This window comes from Albibacillus kandeliae, from assembly GCF_003116585.1.
Taxonomy (GTDB): Bacteria; Pseudomonadota; Alphaproteobacteria; order Rhodobacterales; family Rhodobacteraceae; genus Albibacillus; species Albibacillus kandeliae.
Window position 1 is genome coordinate 825,284 of sequence record NZ_QEHM01000003.1, and the last position, 19,726, is coordinate 845,009.

Consider the following 19,726-nt stretch of genomic DNA (forward strand, 5'->3'; position numbering starts at 1 on the left):
CGGCTAGCGGCCCGTGAACCTCGCGGGGCGCTTTTCGTTGAACGCGGCGAGCCCCTCGCGCGCGTCCTCGGTCAGTGTCATCAGGCTCAGCTGCCCCTCGGCAAAGGCGATGGCCTGATCAAAGGTCATGGCTTCGACCGCACGCATTGCGTACTTGCCGCGCCGCAGGGCCGAAGGCGAGCAACGCGACAGGCTGTCCACCATCGCCTCGGCAGTGGCGTTGAGTTCGTCGGCTGGAACCACCCGGTTCAGCAGGCCGACCACCAGCGCTTCCTGCGCGGGGAACAGCTCTGCGCAGAGCATCCACTCTCGCAGGGTCCGCGCCGGAACGATTGTCTTCAACAGCGCAAGGACCTGCATCGGGAAAAGGCCGATGCGGGCTTCGGGCAGGCCGAACATCGCGGTCTTGGTGGCAATGGCCATGTCGACCATGGCCAGCAGGCCCATCCCACCTGCAACGCAGGCCCCGTTCACCACGGCCAGCGTCGGCAGCGGGCAATCCTGCGTCTTGCGCATCAAGTCCGCGTAGGCAGAGCGCGGCTGGGAAAAGTCGATGTCGAAACCACCGCCGGGCTGCAGGTCGCCGCCCGCGCAGAACGCCCGGTCGCCCGCACCGGTCAGCACGATGCAGCGCACCTCGGGCGTCGCCAGGGCCGCGTCGATGCCTGCCGAGATGCCCGCGATCACGTCGGCATTCAGCGCATTGCGCTTCCCCGGCCGGTTCAAGGTGATCCAGAAGGCCGCGCCGCGCTGGTCGTGAAGAACGCAATCGCTCGTCATCGTGCCTCGACCTCCACCAGCACGGCGTGGGTCGCGACCTGCATCCCGGGGGCGACGTTCACGGCGGTGACGGTCCCGGCCACCGGGCTGGCGTGACCGTGTTCCATCTTCATCGCTTCCACCACCACCAGCATCTGACCGGCCTCGATACGGTCACCCACCGCGACAGCCACGCCGACCACGTTGCCGTTCATCGACGCCCGGATCCTGCCGTCCCCGCCTGCAGCCGCCGCAGTGATAACCGGCTCGAAGGTGAGATCCGTAAAGTCATAGGTTCGCCCGGCGAACTGGAGCGTGACCTGCCCGGTGTCGCACAACAGCGTGGCGGACAGGCGTGCACCCTCCCGCTCGATCTCGACCATGTGCCCGCGGCGAGCGAGGACGCGCAGGTTCAGGGGCAGTTGCCCCTCCATCTCGACCGTGCAGGCCCCGTCGCGCAGGGCGCGGACACGGGGGCGGTACTCGGTTTCGTTCCGTCCCAGGCGGAGTGGGGCCATATATCCATGGGTCAGTCCGGTGCCGGGCGCGGCACGCAGGAGGGCGGCGGCGACCATCGCGGCCGAAGACTCCTGTGCTGCGTGCTCGACCTGCAGGGTATCGCCGTGGTCTGCGATGAATGCTGTCGTGGCAGAGCCGTCGCGGAACGCCGGGTGGGCGAGGCAGGCGGCAAGGAAATCCTTGTTTGTCCTCAGCCCCATCGCAATCGTCGATTCCAGCCCGGCGATCAGCTTGCGGCGGGCATCCTTGCGCGTGGTGCCGTGGCCCACCAGCTTGGCGATCATCGAATCGTAGTGCGGTGAGATATCGGCGCCATCGGAGAGCGCATGATCGGTGCGGAGAAACTCGGCGGGCCGCCAGAGTGCCATCCGCCCGCTCTGCGGCATGAAACCGGCGGTCGGGTCCTCGGCGCAGAGCCGTGCCTCGATGGCGTGGCCCGAAAAGATTACCTGCTCCTGCGTCAGGGGAAGCTTTTCTCCCGCGGCGATACGCAGTTGCAGCTCGACGAGATCGAGACCGGTGATGGCTTCGGTCACCGGATGTTCGACCTGCAGACGGGTGTTCATCTCCATGAAGTAGAAATGGCCCTCGGCGTCGAGCAAGTATTCGAAGGTGCCCGCGCCGACGTAGCCGATTGCCTTGACCGCCGCGATGGAGGCCTCGCCCATCCGTTCACGCAGCGCCGCATCGACGGCGGGCGAGGGGGCCTCTTCGATGATCTTCTGATGGCGGCGCTGCAGGGAACAGTCCCGTTCGCCGAGGTGAATGGCATTGCCGTGCGCGTCCGCGATGACCTGTATCTCGACATGGCGCGGCGCGATGATGGCCTTTTCCAGCAGAACCGTGCCACTGCCGAAGGCGCTTGTCGCCTCGGACACCGCAGAGGCGAGGTGCGCGGCAAATGCCGCCTCCTCGGTCACGAGGCGCATGCCGCGCCCACCACCGCCTGCCGTGGCCTTGATCATCACCGGGAACCCGATGCGGCGCGCCTCTTGCAGAAGGGTCTCGGGCGACTGGTCCTCGCCCTGGTAGCCCGGGACGCAGGGCACCCCCGCTGCGATCATCAGGGACTTGGCACCAGCCTTGTCGCCCATCTGCCGGATGGCCGCGGCGCCCGGCCCGACAAAGACGATCCCCGCCGCCGCGCAGGCGCTTGGCAGCGCCTCGTTCTCGGCGAGGAAGCCATAGCCGGGGTGAATGGCTTCAGCGCCGGTACGCCGTGCGGCGTCTATGATCGCCTCGACCCGCAGATAGGAGGCCGAAGGCGCCGCGTCGCCGATGCACACAGCCTCGTCCGCGCATGTCACGTGCGCCGCCCCGGCGTCCGCGTTGGAGTAGACCGCAACAGTCCGGAACCCCATCGCGCGGGCAGTTCGCATGATCCTGACCGCGATCTCTCCGCGGTTCGCAACAAGCAGCTTGGAGAAGGGAGCGGTTTTCTGCATGTCCTGGTCTCTTGCGCTGGTCACGGGCGGGCCACGGCGAACTGGATGGCGCGGGGTTGCCGGGCATCGGCCTCGCGCGCGACCTGCATCAGTTCGATCATCAGCTCGCGGGTGTCGCGCGGGTCGATCACCCCGTCGTCGAGCAGGCGCGCCGAGGTGTAGAACGCATCCATCTGGCGGTTGAAGGTTTCAGTGATCCGGGCCTTCATGGCGTTCAGTCGGTCATGGTCGACGGGCTCTCCCATCCGCTCGGCGCGGGCCTCCTGAACAACGGCCATGGTGCCCGCCGCCTGTTCGCCGCCCATCACGGCTGTCTTGGCATTGGGCCACGAGAAGCAGAACCGGGGGTGGAAGCCGCGCCCGCACATGCCGTAGTTGCCTGCGCCGAAGGAGGCGCCACAGTAGATGGTGAACTGGGGCACCGTTGCGGTCGTCACCGCCTGGATCATCTTGGAACCGTGCTTGATCGCGCCCGCTTCTTCGTAGCTGCGGCCGACGAGGAAGCCGGTGGTGTTGTTGAGATAGAGGATCGGGGTTCCCGCCTGACAGCAGGCCTGTATGAAATGCGTCGCCTTGGCCGCGCCATCGGGGTCGATGGGGCCATTGTTGGTGATGATCCCGATGGGCCAGCCCGCGATCCGGGCGTTGCCGCAGACCGTCGCGCCGCCGTAGCGTGTGCCGAACTCGACGAAGTCCGAACCGTCGACCAACCGCGCGATGACCTCCTTCATGTCGACCGGCTGTCGGTGGTCCATCGGCATCAGGCCCAGCAATTCCTCGCGGTCGTAGGCAGGTTCGTCATGCTGGCGCACCGGTTCGCGCTGACCGAGCCAGTCGATGTTGCCAAGGATCGAGCGGGCCAGTCCCAGCGCCTCGCGGTCGTCCTCGGCCAGGTAATCGCCAAGGCCCGATATTCCGGTGTGCATCTCGGCACCGCCCAGTTCCTCTTCGGTCGCGATCTCGCCGGTGGCGGCCTTCAGGAGGGGCGGCCCGGCTAGAAAGGCCCGGGTCCGTCCGCGCACCATGATGATATAGTCCGAGAGGCCGGTCTGATAAGCGCCCCCGGCGGTGGAGCTGCCGTGGGTTACCGTGATCACCGGCAGCCCTGCCGCCGAGAACCGCGCGAGGTTGCGGAAGATGTTGCCGCCCCGGATGAAGTCCTCCACCCGGTAGTCCATCAGGTTGGCGCCCGCGCTTTCGACCAGCTGGACATAGGGCAGCTTGTTCTCCAGCGCGATCTCCTGAACGCGCAACTGCTTGTCGAGCCCCATCGGTTGCAGGGCCCCGGCGGCGATCCCGGAATCCGAGGCGCTGATCATGCAGCGGATACCCGAGACATAGCCGATCCCGGCGATCACCCCGCCGCCCGGCACCGACTGGCCCAGGTCCTTGCTGTCCAGACCGTAACCGGCGAGCCGGGAGAGTTCGATGAAGGGGCTGCCGGGGTCCAGCAACAGCGCGACGCGATCGCGGGGCAGCAACTGATGACGTTTCTCGAAACGCGCGCGTGACCGCTCCGAGGCGGCACGTGTGCGGCCTTCGATCTCTTCCATCTGGCCGAGCAGGTCCAGCATGCCCTGCCGGTTGGCCCGGAACGTCTCGGAGGACGGAGAGACGGAGCTGATGAGTTTCGCCATGGTTGGTCCGCTGCATTGCCGCCGGGCCGCGCGCCCGGTCATCGGGAGCATAACGGCGCGCGGGGGTCGCAGACTTGTGCCGGATGGCTAGGGCTCGGGTCGCGCAGCGACTGTGCGCAAGCCGGGCGTTTCCCCGCAGCCTATGACGGGAGCGTGGAAAGTTCCGGAGGCGTCATGAGCAAGGCCATCATCACCTGCGCGCTGAACGGCGTGCTGACGGACCCGAGGCAGCATCACGTCCCGGTCACCCCTGCCGAAATGGCGGCGGAGGCACGCCGGGCTTACGAGGCCGGGGCCAGCGTCATGCACATTCACCTGCGCCAGCAGGGGCCCGACAAGGGACATCTCCCCTCGTGGGATACCGCACTGTCGCGCGAGGTGCAGGACGCCATCCGCGCCGCCTGTCCCGGCGTGGTGATCAACCACACTACGGGTGTCGTGGGGCCGGACTACCAACCCGCGCTCGACTGCGTGGCCCGGACCCGCCCCGAGATGGCGGCCTGCAACGCCGGATCGCTGAACTACCTGAAACTGCGCGCCAATGGCGATTGGGCCTGGCCGCCGATGATGTTCGACAACCCGGTCGGCAAGGTCCGTGACTTTCTCGAGGTCATGACTGCGGCCGGCACTCTGCCCGAGTTCGAATGCTTCGACACCGGGATCGTGCGCTGCGTGGACATGTACCAGAAGAACGGGATGTTCGAAGGCACCGCGCAGCTCAACTTCGTGATGGGGGTCGCCTCGGGGATGCCCGCGCTGCCCGAGTTGCTGCCGATCCTCAAGGGGCTCGCCCCGACGGATTCGCGCTGGCAGGTTACGGCCATCGGGCGCGGCGAGATCTGGGCGCTGCACCGTCGCACCGCCGAGCTGGGCGGCCATCTGCGCACGGGGCTCGAGGACACCTTCTATTTGGCATCCGGTGAGAAGGTCACGTCGAACGGGCAGCTCATCGAGGAAATGTCGCAGCTGGCCCGCGAGACCGGGCGCGTGGTGGCGTCGCCCGACGAGACCCGCGCGATCCTCGGGATCTGAGCCTCAGATCCCCAGTTGCGAGGCGGCGAGGTTGCGCATCACCTCGTCGGTCCCTCCACCGATGGTCATGACCTTCACCTCGCGGTAGACCCGCTCGGACACGGTGCCGCGCATGAAGCCCATGCCGCCGAGAATCTGTACTGCCTCGTCGGCGCAGAACTTCATCGCGTCGGTCGCGGTGACCTTTGCCATGCTGGTGCGCGCGATGTGCACGTTCAGCGGGTCCAGCTTCTGCATCCGCCGCCAGATCACATCGTAGGTCAGGGTCCGCGCGGCGTCGATGCGGGCGGCCATGTCGACCAGCTTGTGCCGGATCACCTGATGCCCGGCGAGGGTTTGTCCGAAGGCCCGGCGCTGCTGCGCCCAGGCGAGGGCTTCGTCATAGCAGGCCTGCGCCATCGAGTAGGCCTGCACCGCGAGGAACAGGCGCTCGTCGTTGAAGTTCATCATCGCCGCCTTGAACCCTTCGCCCTCGACCCCGATGAGGTGAGACGCGGGCACCCGGCAGTCGTTGAAGGCAAGGTGCGCGGTGTCTGAGGCCCACCAGCCCATCTTGGTCAGTTCCGTTCGCGTCAGGCCCCGGGTATCGCCCTCGACCAGCAGGAACGAGATGCCTGCCGCCCCTCGCGCCGCCGGGTCGGTCCGCACCGCCACGGTGATCACGTCGGCCTGCATCCCTGAGGTGATGAAGGTCTTTTCCCCGTTCACCACGTAGCTGTCGCCATCGCGCACCGCTGTCGTGCGCAGCGCCGCGACGTCCGATCCTCCCCCGGGCTCGGTGATGGCCAGCGCCGCGATCTTCTCGCCTGCTATGACCGGCCGGGCGAAGGTGTCGCGCAGCGCGGCGCTGCCGTGTTTGACCACCGGCGGAATGCCGATGGAATGCGATCCGAGCGAGGCGCAGACACCACCGGCTCCACAGCGCGACAGCTCTTCGCCGACCACGACCTGCATGAAGAAATCACCCTCCGACCCGCCAAGGTCCTCGGGATAGAGCACGCCCAGCACCCCCAGCGCGCCCGCCTTGCGATAGAGGTCGCGCGGAAGCCGGCCTGCCGTTTCCCAGGCCTCGACGTTCGGGATGATCTCGGCTTCGACAAAGGCGCGCAGGCTCTGCCGAAACGCCTGATGTTCCTCGGTGAAATACCTGTCCGGTCTGGTGTTGTCATACATCGGAGCACTCCCCGGCCGCTGGTCTCGTTCCCGCGCAGCTTGGCATGCGCCATGACCCCGCGACTTGTCCCGACTGGCTGAGGCCGGATGATTTGCGACCGGGACGGTGCCGGTTGGTGGAGAGCGGTTGCACTCGGCCGGTCGCGGCGCAAGGGTGCGCTCTGAAGCAAGAGGAGGCGAGCGATGCAGATCATGTGCCTGAACGGCTGGGGCGGCAAGCTGCTGGAGCCCCTGTTGCCCTACCTCTCGTCAGCGGCGCCGGACGTGCTGTGCCTGCAGGAGGTCATTCACAGTCCGGCGACCGACAAGGACTGGCTGACCTATCGCGACGGCGATCACGTTCTGCCGCAGCGGGCGAACTTCTTCCGTGACGTCTGCCGTGCGCTGCCCGATCATGTCGCGGTCTTCTGCCCGGCGGCGCAGGGGGTGCTGTGGGACGACGACGTGTCGGTCCCCTCGCAGTGGGGCCTCGCGACCTTTGTTCACCGGTCGCTGCCGGTGATCGGGCAGGTGCAGGGGTTCGTTCACAAGGATTACGGACCGGACGGCTATGGCGACCACCCGAGATCGCGCAGCGCGCACGGGATCAGGGTCTACGATCATGACAGGGTCCGCGCCGTGGCGATCACACATATGCACGGGCTGCGCGACTTGGCGGGCAAGCATGACACGCCCGAACGCGCGGTGCAGGCCCGAAAACTGCTTGCCATGTCGCGTCAATTGGTCCGGCCCGGCGATCTGGAAGTCATCTGCGGAGACTTCAACGTCGAGCCCGAGAGCGAGACAATGGAAATCCTACGCGCCGCGGGACTGGTAGACCTGGTGACAGCGGGCGGGTTTCCCGGAACCCGGAACAGCCACTACACCAAGCCGGGACGCTTCGCAGACTACCTGATGGTCAGCGATCCGGCGGCAGTCCGTGACTTCCGGGTGGTCTACGATCCGGAGGTGTCGGACCACTGCCCGCTGGTTCTGGACATCTGAAACGAGAAGGACCCGCAGGCGGCTGGCCTGCGGGTCCTCTCAAGCTTTCGCACCTGCGGGATCAGACCAGCGGTGTCACCCAGCCGTTGAAGTCGAGACCGACGATCAGCGGATCGTGGTCCGAGCTGGCATAAACACCATCGTTGTAGAAATCCGAGTTGGTGTAGCTGTTGTCATAGCCGATCAGGTCGGGCTCGTCGGCGTTGATGTGCCACTCGGTTGCGCCTGTGACGTAGCCGGCGAGAGTGTCGTCAGCCATGCCTTGGTCGAGTGTGCCCTGCTGCCCGTCGAAGACATAGGAATAGGCGGTGTCCTGTCCGATGTAGGTGTCGATCAGGTCGGTGAAGCCTGCCGTGTCGTCGAGGTACTGGACCGGGTCTTCCTCGGCGTAGGAGTTGAGATCGCCCAGCATGATCACGTTGGTCACGCCGCCGCCGTTGTACTCGGTGCCGATCCACTCGGCGAGCTCCATGGCCGCGTCGCTGCGCACACCGTTCCAGAAGCCCTGCCCGTCGCCCTGATCGAAGTTCGGGTCGGACAGGAAGGCGTCGAGGTCGGACTGGGTGATGTCCGTACCGCCGCCGTCGAGGTAGTCTTGCGCGGCATCGGCAATCGCCTGCAGACCGCTGTCGCCCTTCGATTTGAAGTGCGACGACACGACGGTAAAGACGGCACCGGTGTCGTTGTCCTCGAAGGTCGCGGCGACGCTCGGGCGGTTGCGCTGGTAGTCCCCGAGATCGTCCAGAAGGTCAGTGGCGCCGATCGCCGTGGCGATGCTTTCGGCCAGCGCGTAGGTCGTGTCGGCCGAGCTTTCCTCGTAGGTGATGTACTCGCTGTGGAGCAGAGTCACGGCAGTGGTGTCGTAGATGATACCGGTGGTGATGGCATCGGTCCCGACAAAGCCGCCGGTTCCGGTGGGGTCGACCGAGGCAAAGACGCTGCCGTCGGTCACTGCCGCAGTGACCATATCGGCCAGCGTGTCGACTGCCGAGCCGTCGCCCGAGCCGTTGTTCTCGATCTCCTGCAGCGCCAGCACCTCGGCGCCGGTTCCGAGGATGCCGTCGACGATCTTGGCGGCCTGCCGTTCGAACTCTTCGACCGTGTCTGCACCGCGCGGGTCCAGCGTCCCGTCGGGCCCGGTGCCCGCGCTGCCCTGGTCGATCGTGGTAAAGAAGTTCAGAACGTTGTAGGAGGCCACCTGCAGTGACCCGCCAACATCCTCCGGGCTGGCCTCGCGCGCACCGCTGTTGGTGCTCTCGTCGATCGACAGCGTCTCAGTCACGGTCACGCGCCAGTCGTCGAAGCCGTAGTTCAGCACGCCCTTGACGGTGTCGTTCAGTTCGGCGCCAAGGCGCAGAGTGGTGCCCGCGTCGGTGAAGGTGTCACCCGAGTCGAGGTAGCCGTTGTCGTCGTCCGGATTGTTGTCGGGGATGAAGACGAACGCGTCGGGGTTCTCGGCCGAGCTACCGTCATCCAGCAAAATCCGGGTGTTGGTGTTGGCCTCGGTCAGGGCGGCGATCTCGTCGGCCTGCGTCTGCGCATCGTAAAGCTGCGTCGGCTGGGTCTGGGTTCCGGTCGCGATGACGATCTCGCCGTAGCGGTCGAGGTTGTAGTTCTCGATCACGGTCAGCGGGTCCGTCGCGCTCGCGATCTCGACCAGCATGCCCTCGTAGGCTTCGTAGTCGATCGGCGTGTCGGTCGAGAGCGTCAGGGTCGACAGAGCCGGGAGCGCTACCCCGGTGTCGAGGACGTCGATGTTCGAAACCGAGGACAGCTGCGTCATGCCGTAGTAGTCGGACACGATGCCGCTGACGGCGACAAGGTCACCGACCGCGAGGCCGCTGGTGTTGCCGTAGACGAAGATGCCTTCCGATGTGCGCGCGTCGGCGTCGTAGTCGGCCTCCTCTTCCTGCAGGTAGAAGCCGGTATCAGTGATATGGGTCACGATGGCCGAGACGGTGACCGATTCACCGGCCATCGCCGCCTCGCCCTCGGTGCCCTGGATCGCCGAGATCAGGGTGATGTCGGCCGGTTCGCCGGTATCCTCGCCCGCAGTACCGACATAGACGTTGTCGAAGTAGAGCGCCTCGTCCGCCGAATTGCTGTCGAACTCGACGACTAACTGGGCCGAGTTGACTCTTTCCGAGAGCGTCGCCGAGAGCGTCATCCAGCTCCCTTCGATGCCCATGTCGTCGATGTCCTGCCCGGTGCTGTCCAGCAGCGAGACGGTGCCCCCATCGGTCACGACGTAGATGTTGACCAGATCGTCCGCTTCCCAGCCGGTCGACTGGAGGAACGCGTCGAGCGAGACGGTGACCTCGCCCACGGCGCTCAGGTCGATGGTGTCGAAAGTCAGGCGCAGAAGGCCATCGGCATCGGAGAGCTCGTAGCCCTGACTGCCATCGGTGAAAGCGCCCACGACACCGGTGTAGTTCTGCACCCCGATGTAGTCGCCGTCGGAAATGCCGACGTCGCCCCGGGTGTTCTCCCAAGTCAGGTCGTACCCGATCAGCCCCGCGCTTGCCTCGGTGCTATCGACGCTGGCCAGTCCGTCGACGTTGTCGAGGTCCACGACGGTACCGATGGGCAGCGTGGTGCCGTTTGTGTCGGCGGCCTCGTAGCGGTTGCCCACGGATTCGGTCTCGAAGCTCTGGACCATCTCGAACTGTTCCTGCACCTCGACGTTATCGAAGTAGAGCGCCTCGTCCGCTGAGTTGCTGTCGAATTCCACCACCAGCTGGGCGGAATTGACGCTGGCTTCAAGCATGGTCGAAAGCTTCATCCAGCTCCCTTCGATGCCCATGTTGTCGATGTCCTGCCCGGTGCTGTCCAGCAGCGAAACGGTGCCCGCATCGGTCACGACGTAGATGTTGATGAGGTCGTCCGCTTCCCAGCCGGTGGACTGCACGAAGGCGTCGAGCGAGATCATGGTCTTTCCGGCGCCACTCAGGTCGATGGTGTCGAAGGTCAGGCGCAGCAGGCCATCGGCATCGGATAGCTCGTAACCCTGGCTGCCATCGGTGAAGGCGCCTACGGCGCCGGTGTAGTTCTGCACGCCGATGTAGTCGCCGTCAGAGATACCGACGTCGCCCCGGGTGTTCTCCCATGTCAGGTCGTACCCGATCAGTCCCGCGCTTGCCTCGGTGCTATCCACGCTGGCCAGACCGTCGACATTGACGAGGTCCACGACGGTACCGATGGGCAACGTGGTGCCGTTGGTGTTGGCAGCCTCGTAGCGGTTGCCCACGGCCTCGGTCTCGAAGCTCTGTTTCAGCGAGAGCGGGCCCTCGGCCACGTCCGCTAGGGTGACGGTCAGGTCGGTGCTGTCACTCGCGCCGAGGTCGTCGGTGACCGTCACGGTCACCTGGTAGCGGTTGTCGGCGTCCGCGTCTTCCGGGCTCTCAAAGTCGGGTGCGGCGATGAAGCTGAGGTTTCCGTCTTCATCGATCTGGAACAGGTGCGCGTCGTCGCCGGACAGCGCATAGACCAGCGTGCTGCTGTCCACGTCCGTGGCGCTGGCGGTGGTGACTGCGGTGGTGTTCTCGTCAATCGTGACATCGCTCGCCACGGTCAGGTCCGGCGCGTCGTTGGTGCCGGTCAGGGTGACGGTGACCGTCGCGGTATCGGTGCCGCCCTTCCCGTCGTCCACGATGTAGGTGAAGGTATCGGTGACCTGCTCGCCCTCGGCCAGCGCATCGAAGGACGCCCCGGCGAGATAGGTGATCTGGTTGTTCTCGAGGCTCAGGCTGGCGCCCAGTTCGGAGGTTGCGGAGACCGCCGTGATCACCAAGGTGTCGCCGTCGAATTCGTGATCGTTGGCCAGCAACTCGGCCGTGTCGATCATCAGCGCGGTGCCTTCAACCGCGGCAACTGCGTCGTCGCCGGCCAGAACGGCGTTGTTCCGGCCATCAAGGTACAGGGTATAGTCGTCGCCCTCGAAGTAGAGCGCCTCGATCCCGGTCAGCACGTCGCGTCCAATGTCGGCCGAGGCGCCAACGCCCGTTACCATCAGCGCCAGCGGCGAGGTCTTGCACCCCTTGGCAAAGCCGAAGCCGTCGATGCGGTAGTCGAGGATCGAACCGGAGTAGACGGCGGTGTCGAAGCCGCGCCCGCCGATGATCTTGTCCGAGCCGTCACCGCCGAAGATGGTGTCGTCGCCCTTGAGGCCGAGGATCACGTTGTCTCGGCTGTTGCCCTCGATGGTGTCGCTGCGGTTGCTGCCGAGGATGAGCTTCGGCTCGAAAGAATTATTCTGGCGCCCGACGGCGCGGTCAAATCCAAGATACATGCGAGATCCCTCCGGAAAATTTCTGGTTTTTCTTAAGGCCCCCGATGGCAGAGACGCATGACAGGCCCGTGACGTAAATGCTTCAATTGTTTTGCAACCCTTTTGAGCGGAACTGCGTCATGTCCGGCGCCGGTCCGGGCCGTGGTTCTGGCATCTCGCGCGGCGGAAAGGTCGGGGGCTTGCAGCACACCGGCTGCTGGCACATAAGGAAGCGTGATCTGCAGTTGCAAAGGACCAGCCCGCGATGACCATCGAAGCGCCGGAAACCAAGGTGGTGGATAGCTACAGGGTCGCCTGTGACGGTGGCGAGGGGGCTCTTGGCCATCCCCGCGTCTGGCTCAGCCTCTCCCACGAGACCGGCTGGGTGGAATGCCCTTATTGCGACTGCAAGTTCGTCCACAAGGACTTTGAAGGCAAGGCCGACTGACCTCGTCACCGCCCGCCCCGGGACCGCTCTCCATCTGATCAAGCAGCACCGGACCGCCGGCTGTCTCGTCACGAGACCCGCGCGGCGTTGACACGCGCCGGAAATTCAATCATCTGATTGAAAAAATCAACCGACCCCATGCAGCACGTCAGCCCCGATACCGCTCCCGAAAGCCAGATCGCCCGGCGCCGCCGGCGTGACATCGCGCTCGCCGCGCGGGCGGAACTTATGGAGAAGGGGTTCGAAGGGTTGCGGATGCGCTCGGTTGCCGAGCGGGCTGGCATCAACATCGCCACGCTCGACTATCACGCCGGGGGCAAGGACGGGCTCTTCGCGCTTGTCGCGGAAAGCATCTCCGAGGATTTCCGGACCCAGTACCTCAGCACCTTCCGGGCCGAGGCGACGGGGCTGGAGCGGCTGATCAAGCAACTCGTCGATTTCCGGCAGGTCCGCCTGAACCACCCCGACATCGCCCCGGTGATGGCAAGCCTCGGCCGCCGCATCGGCAAGGAGCCGGGCATAGACCGCTTCCTTGTGCCGCTGCGCGAGCGCTGGGTGCGCGCGCTGTCCGACACGCTGGCCCTTGGCCGTGACGACGGAACGCTCCGCGCCGATCTGCGCCCCGAGGCCGCCGCACCGCTGATCATCTGGGCGCTGCTGGGCATGGGCGAACCCGGACTGCTCAGAACCCGATACCCCGAACTGGCCGCCGAACTGCTGCGCGCATATGCGGCCGAGTCTTCCCAGGATTTCGAAGGACGCTTCACATGACCGACACCACGATGGCTCCTGCGGAGGCGCCGCGCGCCCTGCACGACGAGATCTCGGACCGCACCCGCTGGCTTGCTTTCGCGGCGATCCTGCTGGCGCAGTTCATGAACCTGATCGACGTGACCATCGTGAACGTCGCGATCCCCTCGCTGCAACGCAATCTAGGTGCCAGCGAGAGCCAGATCGAATGGGTCGTGGCGGGCTACATCCTCGTCTTCGCCCTGCTGCTGCTGCCGATGGGGCGGCTCGGCGACATCATCGGGCGCAAGCAGTTGTTCCTTGTCGGCGTCGCGGCCTTTACCATCGTTTCGGCAATCTGCGGCATGGCGGGCAGCATCGAGATGCTGGTCATCGCCCGGTTCCTGCAGGGCATGGCCGCCGCGGTGATGATGCCGCAGGTCATGGCCATCGCGCAGAACCTCTTTGCCCCACGCCATCGCAGCGGCGCCTTCTCGATGTTCGGTCTCGTCGCCGGGCTTGCTTCGGTGGCAGGCCCGATCCTCGGCGGGACGCTGATCAACGCCGATCTGTGGGGACTGGGATGGCGTGCGATCTTCCTGATCAACCTGCCCATCGGGGTCATCGCCTTCGTCGCGGCGAGCCGACTGGTCCCGACCGTTCCGGGCAACCCCAAGCTGCGCAACGACTGGATCGGGATCCTGTTCATGGCGGCCGCGATGCTGGCCCTGATCTTTCCGCTGGTCGAAGGGCGGACGCTGGGCTGGCCAGTCTGGTGCTTTGCCCTGATGTGCGCCTCTCCGGTCTTCTTCGCCGGCTTCGTCATGTGGGAGGCGCGTCAGGAGAGGCTTGGCAATCCGCAGCTGATGCCGATCACTCTGCTGAAGGCGTGGAACTTTGCCATCGGCAGTACCCTTGCTCTGGTCTATTTCTCGGCGCTGCCGGCGCTGTTCCTCGTCATCGCGCTCTATCTGCAATCGGGCTACGGATTTGATCCGCTGCATTCGGGCCTGACCACCGTGCCCTTCCCGGTCGGCATTCTCGTGGCCTCGGTGATCAACTCGCGCCTCGGACCGCGCTGGCAGAAGCAGCGGATCCTGTTCGGCCTCACGCTGCTGTGGATTGGCATCTTCTGGCTGCGTTCCGAGATCCTTGCGACCACCGATGCGGTGGATCACTGGCGATTCCTCCCGGCGCTGCTGATGTCCGGTATCGGGGTCTCGTTCTCCATTGCTCCGATGTTCCAGACCATCCTTGCCGGTGTCCCGGTGAAGGATGCGGGGGCAGGGTCAGGCGCGCTTCAGGCCGTGCAGCAGGCTGGCAGCGCGCTTGGGATCGCGGTGGTCAGCCAGATCTTCTTCTCGACGCTAGCGACGGCCTTCGCGGGCGGCATGGCCCAGCACGAGGCGTTCCGTTCTGCCATCTCGACGGCCATGCTCTACAACCTTGTCGCCTACGTGATCGTCGCCGCCTGTGCCCTTCTGCTGAAGAAGCCGCAGTATACGGATGATCGCGCGCCGCGCGCCCCGATGCCGCCGATGGATTGAGGCTGCCTGCTGACAGCCTCTAGCAGGATCGCGCCCATTCGGCGGTGGCATTCACCTGCGCGGAGAGATAGCTTGGCCGCGCGTAACGATATCCGGGAGCGGGCAGCACATGGGCGAGGGAACATTCGGCAAGGGGTGCCACCTGCACCTGATCGACGGATCGGCCTTCATCTTTCGCGCCTACCATGCGCTGCCGCCGCTGACCCGCAAGTCCGACGGCTTGCCGATCGGGGCGGTGTCGGGCTTTTGCAACATGCTCCAGAGGTATGTCGAGGATTCGAACGGGTCGGACGCGCCGACCCATGTGGCGGTGATCTTCGACAAGGGTAGCCACACGTTCCGCAATGACATGTACGACCAGTACAAGGCCAACCGCGAGGCCATGCCCGAGGACCTGCGCCCGCAGATCCCGTTGACCCGTGAGGCGACCATCGCCTTCAACATCGCCTGCGAGGAAATGGAAGGCTACGAGGCGGACGACATAATCGCGACCCTTTCGTGCCAGGCGCGCGAGGCCGGTGGCCGGGTGACCATCATCTCGTCCGACAAGGACCTGATGCAGTTGGTCGGTGACGGGGTCGAAATGTTCGACGCGATGAAGAACAAGCGGATCGACCGCGACGGCGTGTTCGAGAAATTCGGCGTCTACCCGGAGCGGGTGGTCGATGTGCAGGCGCTGGCCGGTGACAGTGTCGACAACGTGCCCGGTGCGCCCGGCATCGGCATCAAGACCGCTGCACTGCTGATCAACGAATTCGGCGACCTCGAGTCGTTGCTGGAGCGCGCCGGGGAAATCAAGCAACCCAAGCGGCGCGAGACCCTGATCGAGAAGCGCGATCAGATCGAACTCTCGAAAAAGCTGGTCCAGCTCGACTGCGAGACGCCGCTGACCTTCACACTCGATGACCTCGAGGTGAAGGAGCCCGACCCCGAGAAGCTGCTCGATTTTCTCACCCGGATGGAGTTCCGCACCCTCACCAAGCGGGTCTCGGACAAGCTGGGCGTCGAGGCACCCGCGATCCCCGAGGCGCCCGCTGCATCGGAGGCCGACGAAGCACCAGCCGACGCACCCGAAATGCCGCCGTTCGACAAGGCGCAGTACGACCGTGTCAGCGACATCGCCGCGCTGGAGACCTGGATCGCGGCGATCCGCGAACGGGGCTGGGTTGCCGTCGATACCGAGACCACCGGCCTTAACGAGATGACCGCCGATCTGGTCGGCATCTCGCTCTGCGTCGAGCCGGGGCACGCCTGCTACATCCCGCTGGCCCACAAGGATGGTTCGGCCGATGATCTCTTCGGCTCCGACACGCTGCTCGAAGGGCAGATCCCGATGCAGCAGGCGCTGGACCTGCTGAAACCGGTGCTGGAGGACGACTCGGTCCTCAAGATCGGGCAGAACATGAAATACGACGCCAAGATCTTTTCCCGCTACGGGATCGAGGTGGCGCCGATCGACGATACCATGCTGATGTCCTACGCCATGCACGGCGGCGAGCACGGGCACGGCATGGACACGCTCTCCGAACGTTACCTCGGGCACACGCCTATCCCGATCAAGCCGCTGCTCGGCTCGGGCAAGGCGGCGATCACCTTTGACCGGGTGCCGCTGGAGGAGGCGGTGAACTATGCCGCCGAGGACGCCGACATCACCCTGCGCCTGTGGAAGATCTTCAAGCCGCAACTGCACCGCGCCCGCGTGACCACTGTCTACGAAACGCTGGAGCGGCCGATGGTGCCGGTGCTGGCGGAAATGGAGATGCACGGCGTCAAAGTCGACCGCGACACGCTCAGCCGCATGTCCAACGCCTTCTCGCAGAAGATGGCCGCGCTGGAGGACGAGATCCACGAACTGGCGGGCGAGAAGTTCAATGTCGGCTCCCCCAAGCAGTTGGGCGAGATCCTGTTCGACAAGATGAGCCTTGAGGGCGGCAAGCGCGGCAAGAACGGGGCCTATTCGACCCCCGCCGACGTGCTGGAGGACCTCGCGACCGAGCACGACCTGCCCGCGCGGGTGCTGGACTGGCGGCAGCTCTCCAAGCTGAAGTCGACCTACACCGACGCGCTGCAGACCCACATCAACCCCGATACCGGTCGGGTCCACACCTCCTACTCGATCACCGGGGCCAACACCGGGCGGCTGGCTTCGACCGATCCCAACCTGCAGAACATCCCGGTCCGCACCGAGGAGGGCCGCCGCATCCGCGAAGCCTTTGTCGCCGAGCCGGGGAACGTGCTTCTGTCGCTCGACTACTCGCAGATCGAGCTGCGCATCCTCGCCCACATCGCCGATATCCCGCAGCTGAAGCAGGCCTTTGCCGACGGGCTCGACATCCACGCGATGACCGCCTCCGAGATGTTCGACGTACCGCTGGACGAGATGACACCCGACATCCGCCGTCGCGCCAAGGCGATCAACTTCGGGGTGATCTACGGCATCTCCGGCTTCGGCCTTGCCCGCAACCTAAGGATTCCCCGTGCCGAGGCACAGGGTTTCATCGACCGCTATTTCGAGCGTTTCCCGGGCATCCGCGACTACATGGACAGCACCATCTCCTTCGCCAAGGAGCACGGTTACGTCCAGACCCTGTTCGGGCGCCGCATTCACACACCCGAGATCAACGCCAAGGGGCCGCACGCCGGCTTTGCCCGCCGCGCCGCGATCAACGCGCCGATTCAGGGCACGGCCGCCGACGTGATCCGCCGCGCCATGATCCGCATGCCCAAGGCCATCGCCGACCTGCCTGCGCGCATGTTGCTTCAGGTCCACGACGAACTGCTGTTCGAGGTGCCCGAGGACTCCGTCGACGTCACCATCGACCGCGCGCGCGAGGTCATGGAGGGCGCCGCCGACCCGGCGGTCAAGCTGGCGGTGCCGCTGATTGTCGACGCGGGGAAAGGCGCCAACTGGGCCGAGGCCCACTGATCGCCGGTCAGAGGTCCGGCTGGGCCGACGCCGGGGTCTGCATCAGGATCCGGCGCGACTGGGAGGCGAACTCGCGCCGCCAGAGAACTGCCACGCAGACCAGCGTTGCCGCGATCAGCGGGGCGGCCCCGATGAGCCAGGCGGTGGCAGCCAGAGCGAAGTAGGTCGCCCGCAGCCCGCGGTTGAAGCTGCGCGCCGCGGTGATGTTCAGCTCTGCCGACTGGACCGCGCGGGGCAGGGCCAGCGGATCGGATTCATCATTGGGCACCGCCGCCATCATGATCGCGCAATAGCCGAACAGCCGATGCGACCAGACGAACTTGAGAAAGGCGTTGGTCAGGAACAGCATGGCGGTGAGGATCTTGATCTCCCAGACCACCGTCGGGCTGGTCCCGAGAGTCAGATCCTTGGCTAGCCCGGCCAGTTCATCGGTCTTGCCAATCAGGGCGAAGCCCCCGCCAAGCGCGATCATCGTGGCCGAGGCAAGGAACGACGCGCCCTGACGCAGGCTGCTGAGAAGCTGCGCGTCGAAGATACGGGGCTGCCGTGTGATCATGTGGACCATCCACTCGCGCCGGAAGGATTCCATCAGAACGCTGACCGAAGGCTGGCGCGCTCCGGGGTGCTCGATCCGCCAGCCAGTAAGGAACCAGCACAGCACCAGCAGCACCAGCGCGGCCCCATCGAGCGGCGAGAAAACGGATAGTCGGTCCGGAAGTGTCATTCTGTCTGTCCCTGCCCCGGGAGATTCACCTTGCGGCAATCTGGGATTGGTAATATTTTTTTACCAGATTGGAGAGTAGCCATGGAAATGCCCCTGCCTGATCCGGCCATTCTGGCCAAAAAATCCTCCCTGGTCGAGCGGTTGCGCGCCGTCCTTCCCGGGGACGCGGTGATCTCGGACGAGGCGGAGACCAGGGCCTACGAATGCGATGCCCTGACCGCCTACCGCTGTCCGCCGCTCTGCGCCGTGCTGCCGTCGAGCACCGAACAGGTCGCCGCGGTTCTGCGGATATGCCACGAGATGGGCGTGCCGGTGGTTCCGCGCGGCTCCGGCACCTCGCTGGCGGGCGGCGCCTTGCCGACCGCGGACTGCGTCATCCTCGGAGTGGCGCGGATGAACGCGGTGCTGGAAACCGACTACAACAACCGCTTTATCCGGGTACAGACCGGGCGGACCAACCTCTCGGTCTCCGGCGCAGTAGAGGAAGAGAACTTCTTCTATGCGCCCGATCCCTCCAGTCAGCTTGCCTGTGCCATCGCCGGTAACATCGCGATGAACTCGGGCGGTGCGCATTGCCTCAAGTACGGCGTGACCACGAACAACCTGATGGGTGTGACGATGGTCATGATGGACGGCACCGTGGTCGAGATCGGCGGCGCCCATCTCGACGCGCCGGGGCTGGACCTGCTGGGCGTGATCTGCGGTTCGGAGGGCCAGCTGGGCGTCGTCACCGAGGCAACCCTGCGGATCCTGCGCAAGCCCGAGGGCGCGCGGCCGGTGCTGATGGGCTTCGACTCAAACGAGGTGGCGGGCGCCTGCGTCTCGGACATCATCAAGGCGGGCGTGCTGCCGGTCGCCATCGAGTTCATGGATCGCCCCTGCATCGAGGCCTGCGAGGCCTTTGCACAGGCGGGCTATCCGATGTGCGAGGCACTGCTGATCGTCGAGGTGGAGGGCTCGGAGGCCGAGATTGCCCACCAGCTTGGCCTGATCAAGGAGATCGCCGCGCGGCACAACCCGGTGGAACTGCGCGAGGCGAAGGACGCCGACGAGGCCGGTCGCATCTGGCTGGGCCGCAAGAGCGCCTTCGGGGCCATGGGCCAGATCAACGACTACATGTGCCTTGACGGGACCATCCCGGTCAGTGAGCTGCCCTTCGTGCTGCGCCGCATCGGCGAGCTGAGCCGCGAATACGGTCTGGACGTGGCCAACGTCTTTCACGCGGGCGACGGCAACATGCATCCGCTGATCCTGTTCAACGCCAATGAACCGGGCCAGCTGGAACTGTGCGAGGCGCTCGGGGCCGAGATCCTGAAGCTCTGCGTCGAGGTGGGCGGCTGCCTGACCGGCGAGCACGGGGTCGGGATCGAGAAGCGCGACCTGATGCTGCACCAGTATTCGGACGCGGATCTCGAGGCGCAGATGGCGGTGAAGGACGTCTTTGACCCGCAGTGGCTGCTGAACCCCGCGAAGGTTTTCCCGCTCTCGGTGTCGCAGGCACGGCGCGCCCCGAGACCGGCGGCGGCATGAGGTTTT

The 19,726-nt window shown here is 65.6% G+C and carries 13 protein-coding genes; 7 read left to right on the forward strand and 6 right to left on the reverse strand.

Annotation, left to right across the window (positions count from 1 at the left end; genetic code table 11):
* Positions 1-3: 3 nt before the first annotated feature.
* Genes DDT93_RS09840 through DDT93_RS09850 form a run of 3 tightly spaced genes read right to left on the reverse strand, consistent with a single transcriptional unit; the run spans position 4 to position 4,360 of the window.
* On the reverse strand, positions 4-780 hold the full coding sequence (locus tag DDT93_RS09840) for an enoyl-CoA hydratase-related protein (protein WP_109465614.1): 777 nt from the start codon (positions 778-780) through the stop codon (positions 4-6).
* Positions 777-2,723, reverse strand: a complete 1,947-nt coding sequence (locus DDT93_RS09845; protein ID WP_109465615.1) for an acetyl/propionyl/methylcrotonyl-CoA carboxylase subunit alpha — start codon at positions 2,721-2,723, stop codon at positions 777-779. The genes DDT93_RS09840 and DDT93_RS09845 overlap by 4 nt, the downstream gene beginning before the upstream one ends.
* Before the next feature lie 20 nt (positions 2,724-2,743).
* A complete protein-coding gene (locus tag DDT93_RS09850; RefSeq protein ID WP_109465616.1) occupies positions 2,744-4,360 on the reverse strand; it encodes an acyl-CoA carboxylase subunit beta in 1,617 nt (538 codons plus the stop codon).
* 174 nt (positions 4,361-4,534) lie between these two features.
* Here DDT93_RS09850 and DDT93_RS09855 point away from each other — a divergent pair, with 174 nt between their 5' ends.
* Entirely contained in the window at positions 4,535-5,392 is an 858-nt protein-coding gene (locus DDT93_RS09855; protein ID WP_109465617.1) for a BKACE family enzyme, read from the forward strand.
* Positions 5,393-5,395: 3 nt separating this feature from the next.
* Here the strand turns inward: DDT93_RS09855 and DDT93_RS09860 are convergent, their stop codons facing one another.
* Complete coding sequence (locus tag DDT93_RS09860; RefSeq protein ID WP_109465618.1) at positions 5,396-6,565, reverse strand: acyl-CoA dehydrogenase family protein; 1,170 nt, start codon at positions 6,563-6,565, stop codon at positions 5,396-5,398.
* A gap of 183 nt (positions 6,566-6,748) precedes the next feature.
* Here DDT93_RS09860 and DDT93_RS09865 point away from each other — a divergent pair, with 183 nt between their 5' ends.
* Positions 6,749-7,549: an endonuclease/exonuclease/phosphatase family protein gene (locus tag DDT93_RS09865; RefSeq protein WP_109465619.1), complete on the forward strand. Its 801-nt coding sequence runs from the start codon at positions 6,749-6,751 to the stop codon at positions 7,547-7,549.
* Positions 7,550-7,610: 61 nt separating this feature from the next.
* On the opposite strand, the gene DDT93_RS09870 is transcribed toward DDT93_RS09865, so the two are convergent.
* Positions 7,611-11,837, reverse strand: a complete 4,227-nt coding sequence (locus DDT93_RS09870) for an ExeM/NucH family extracellular endonuclease (protein WP_109465620.1) — start codon at positions 11,835-11,837, stop codon at positions 7,611-7,613.
* 244 nt (positions 11,838-12,081) lie between these two features.
* Between DDT93_RS09870 and DDT93_RS09875 the strand changes: the two genes are divergently transcribed.
* The 4 genes from DDT93_RS09875 to polA all read left to right on the forward strand — a co-directional run bounded on the left by DDT93_RS09875 (position 12,082) and on the right by polA (position 17,466).
* Positions 12,082-12,264, forward strand: coding sequence for a zinc-finger domain-containing protein (locus tag DDT93_RS09875; protein WP_109465621.1), 183 nt, complete (start codon positions 12,082-12,084; stop codon positions 12,262-12,264).
* 117 nt (positions 12,265-12,381) lie between these two features.
* Positions 12,382-13,035 carry a TetR/AcrR family transcriptional regulator gene (locus DDT93_RS09880; protein WP_157960132.1) on the forward strand — a complete coding sequence of 218 codons (654 nt, stop codon included), beginning with the start codon at positions 12,382-12,384 and terminating at the stop codon, positions 13,033-13,035.
* Positions 13,032-14,540: an MFS transporter gene (locus DDT93_RS09885; protein WP_198654812.1), complete on the forward strand. Its 1,509-nt coding sequence runs from the start codon at positions 13,032-13,034 to the stop codon at positions 14,538-14,540. The genes DDT93_RS09880 and DDT93_RS09885 overlap by 4 nt, the downstream gene beginning before the upstream one ends.
* 109 nt (positions 14,541-14,649) lie before the next feature.
* Entirely contained in the window at positions 14,650-17,466 is a 2,817-nt protein-coding gene (polA, locus tag DDT93_RS09890) for a DNA polymerase I (protein WP_109465623.1), read from the forward strand.
* Between the two features lie 7 nt (positions 17,467-17,473).
* Here polA and DDT93_RS09895 read toward each other — a convergent pair whose 3' ends face one another.
* Positions 17,474-18,190: a DUF599 domain-containing protein gene (locus tag DDT93_RS09895; RefSeq protein WP_109465624.1), complete on the reverse strand. Its 717-nt coding sequence runs from the start codon at positions 18,188-18,190 to the stop codon at positions 17,474-17,476.
* 81 nt (positions 18,191-18,271) lie between these two features.
* Between DDT93_RS09895 and DDT93_RS09900 the strand changes: the two genes are divergently transcribed.
* A complete protein-coding gene (locus DDT93_RS09900; RefSeq protein ID WP_109465625.1) occupies positions 18,272-19,720 on the forward strand; it encodes an FAD-linked oxidase C-terminal domain-containing protein in 1,449 nt (482 codons plus the stop codon).
* Positions 19,721-19,726: the final 6 nt, after the last annotated feature.

Bases quoted from the DNA above. Each gene is read 5' to 3' on its own strand.
- DDT93_RS09840 (WP_109465614.1), bottom strand. From the start codon at position 780: ATGACGAGCGATTGCGTTCTTCACGACCAGCGCGGCGCGGCCTTCTGG.
- DDT93_RS09845 (WP_109465615.1), bottom strand. From the start codon at position 2,723: ATGCAGAAAACCGCTCCCTTCTCCAAGCTGCTTGTTGCGAACCGCGGA.
- DDT93_RS09850 (WP_109465616.1), bottom strand. From the start codon at position 4,360: ATGGCGAAACTCATCAGCTCCGTCTCTCCGTCCTCCGAGACGTTCCGG.
- DDT93_RS09855 (WP_109465617.1), top strand. From the start codon at position 4,535: ATGAGCAAGGCCATCATCACCTGCGCGCTGAACGGCGTGCTGACGGAC.
- DDT93_RS09860 (WP_109465618.1), bottom strand. From the start codon at position 6,565: ATGTATGACAACACCAGACCGGACAGGTATTTCACCGAGGAACATCAG.
- DDT93_RS09865 (WP_109465619.1), top strand. From the start codon at position 6,749: ATGCAGATCATGTGCCTGAACGGCTGGGGCGGCAAGCTGCTGGAGCCC.
- DDT93_RS09870 (WP_109465620.1), bottom strand. From the start codon at position 11,837: ATGTATCTTGGATTTGACCGCGCCGTCGGGCGCCAGAATAATTCTTTC.
- DDT93_RS09875 (WP_109465621.1), top strand. From the start codon at position 12,082: ATGACCATCGAAGCGCCGGAAACCAAGGTGGTGGATAGCTACAGGGTC.
- DDT93_RS09885 (WP_198654812.1), top strand. From the start codon at position 13,032: ATGACCGACACCACGATGGCTCCTGCGGAGGCGCCGCGCGCCCTGCAC.
- polA (WP_109465623.1), top strand. From the start codon at position 14,650: ATGGGCGAGGGAACATTCGGCAAGGGGTGCCACCTGCACCTGATCGAC.
- DDT93_RS09895 (WP_109465624.1), bottom strand. From the start codon at position 18,190: ATGACACTTCCGGACCGACTATCCGTTTTCTCGCCGCTCGATGGGGCC.
- DDT93_RS09900 (WP_109465625.1), top strand. From the start codon at position 18,272: ATGGAAATGCCCCTGCCTGATCCGGCCATTCTGGCCAAAAAATCCTCC.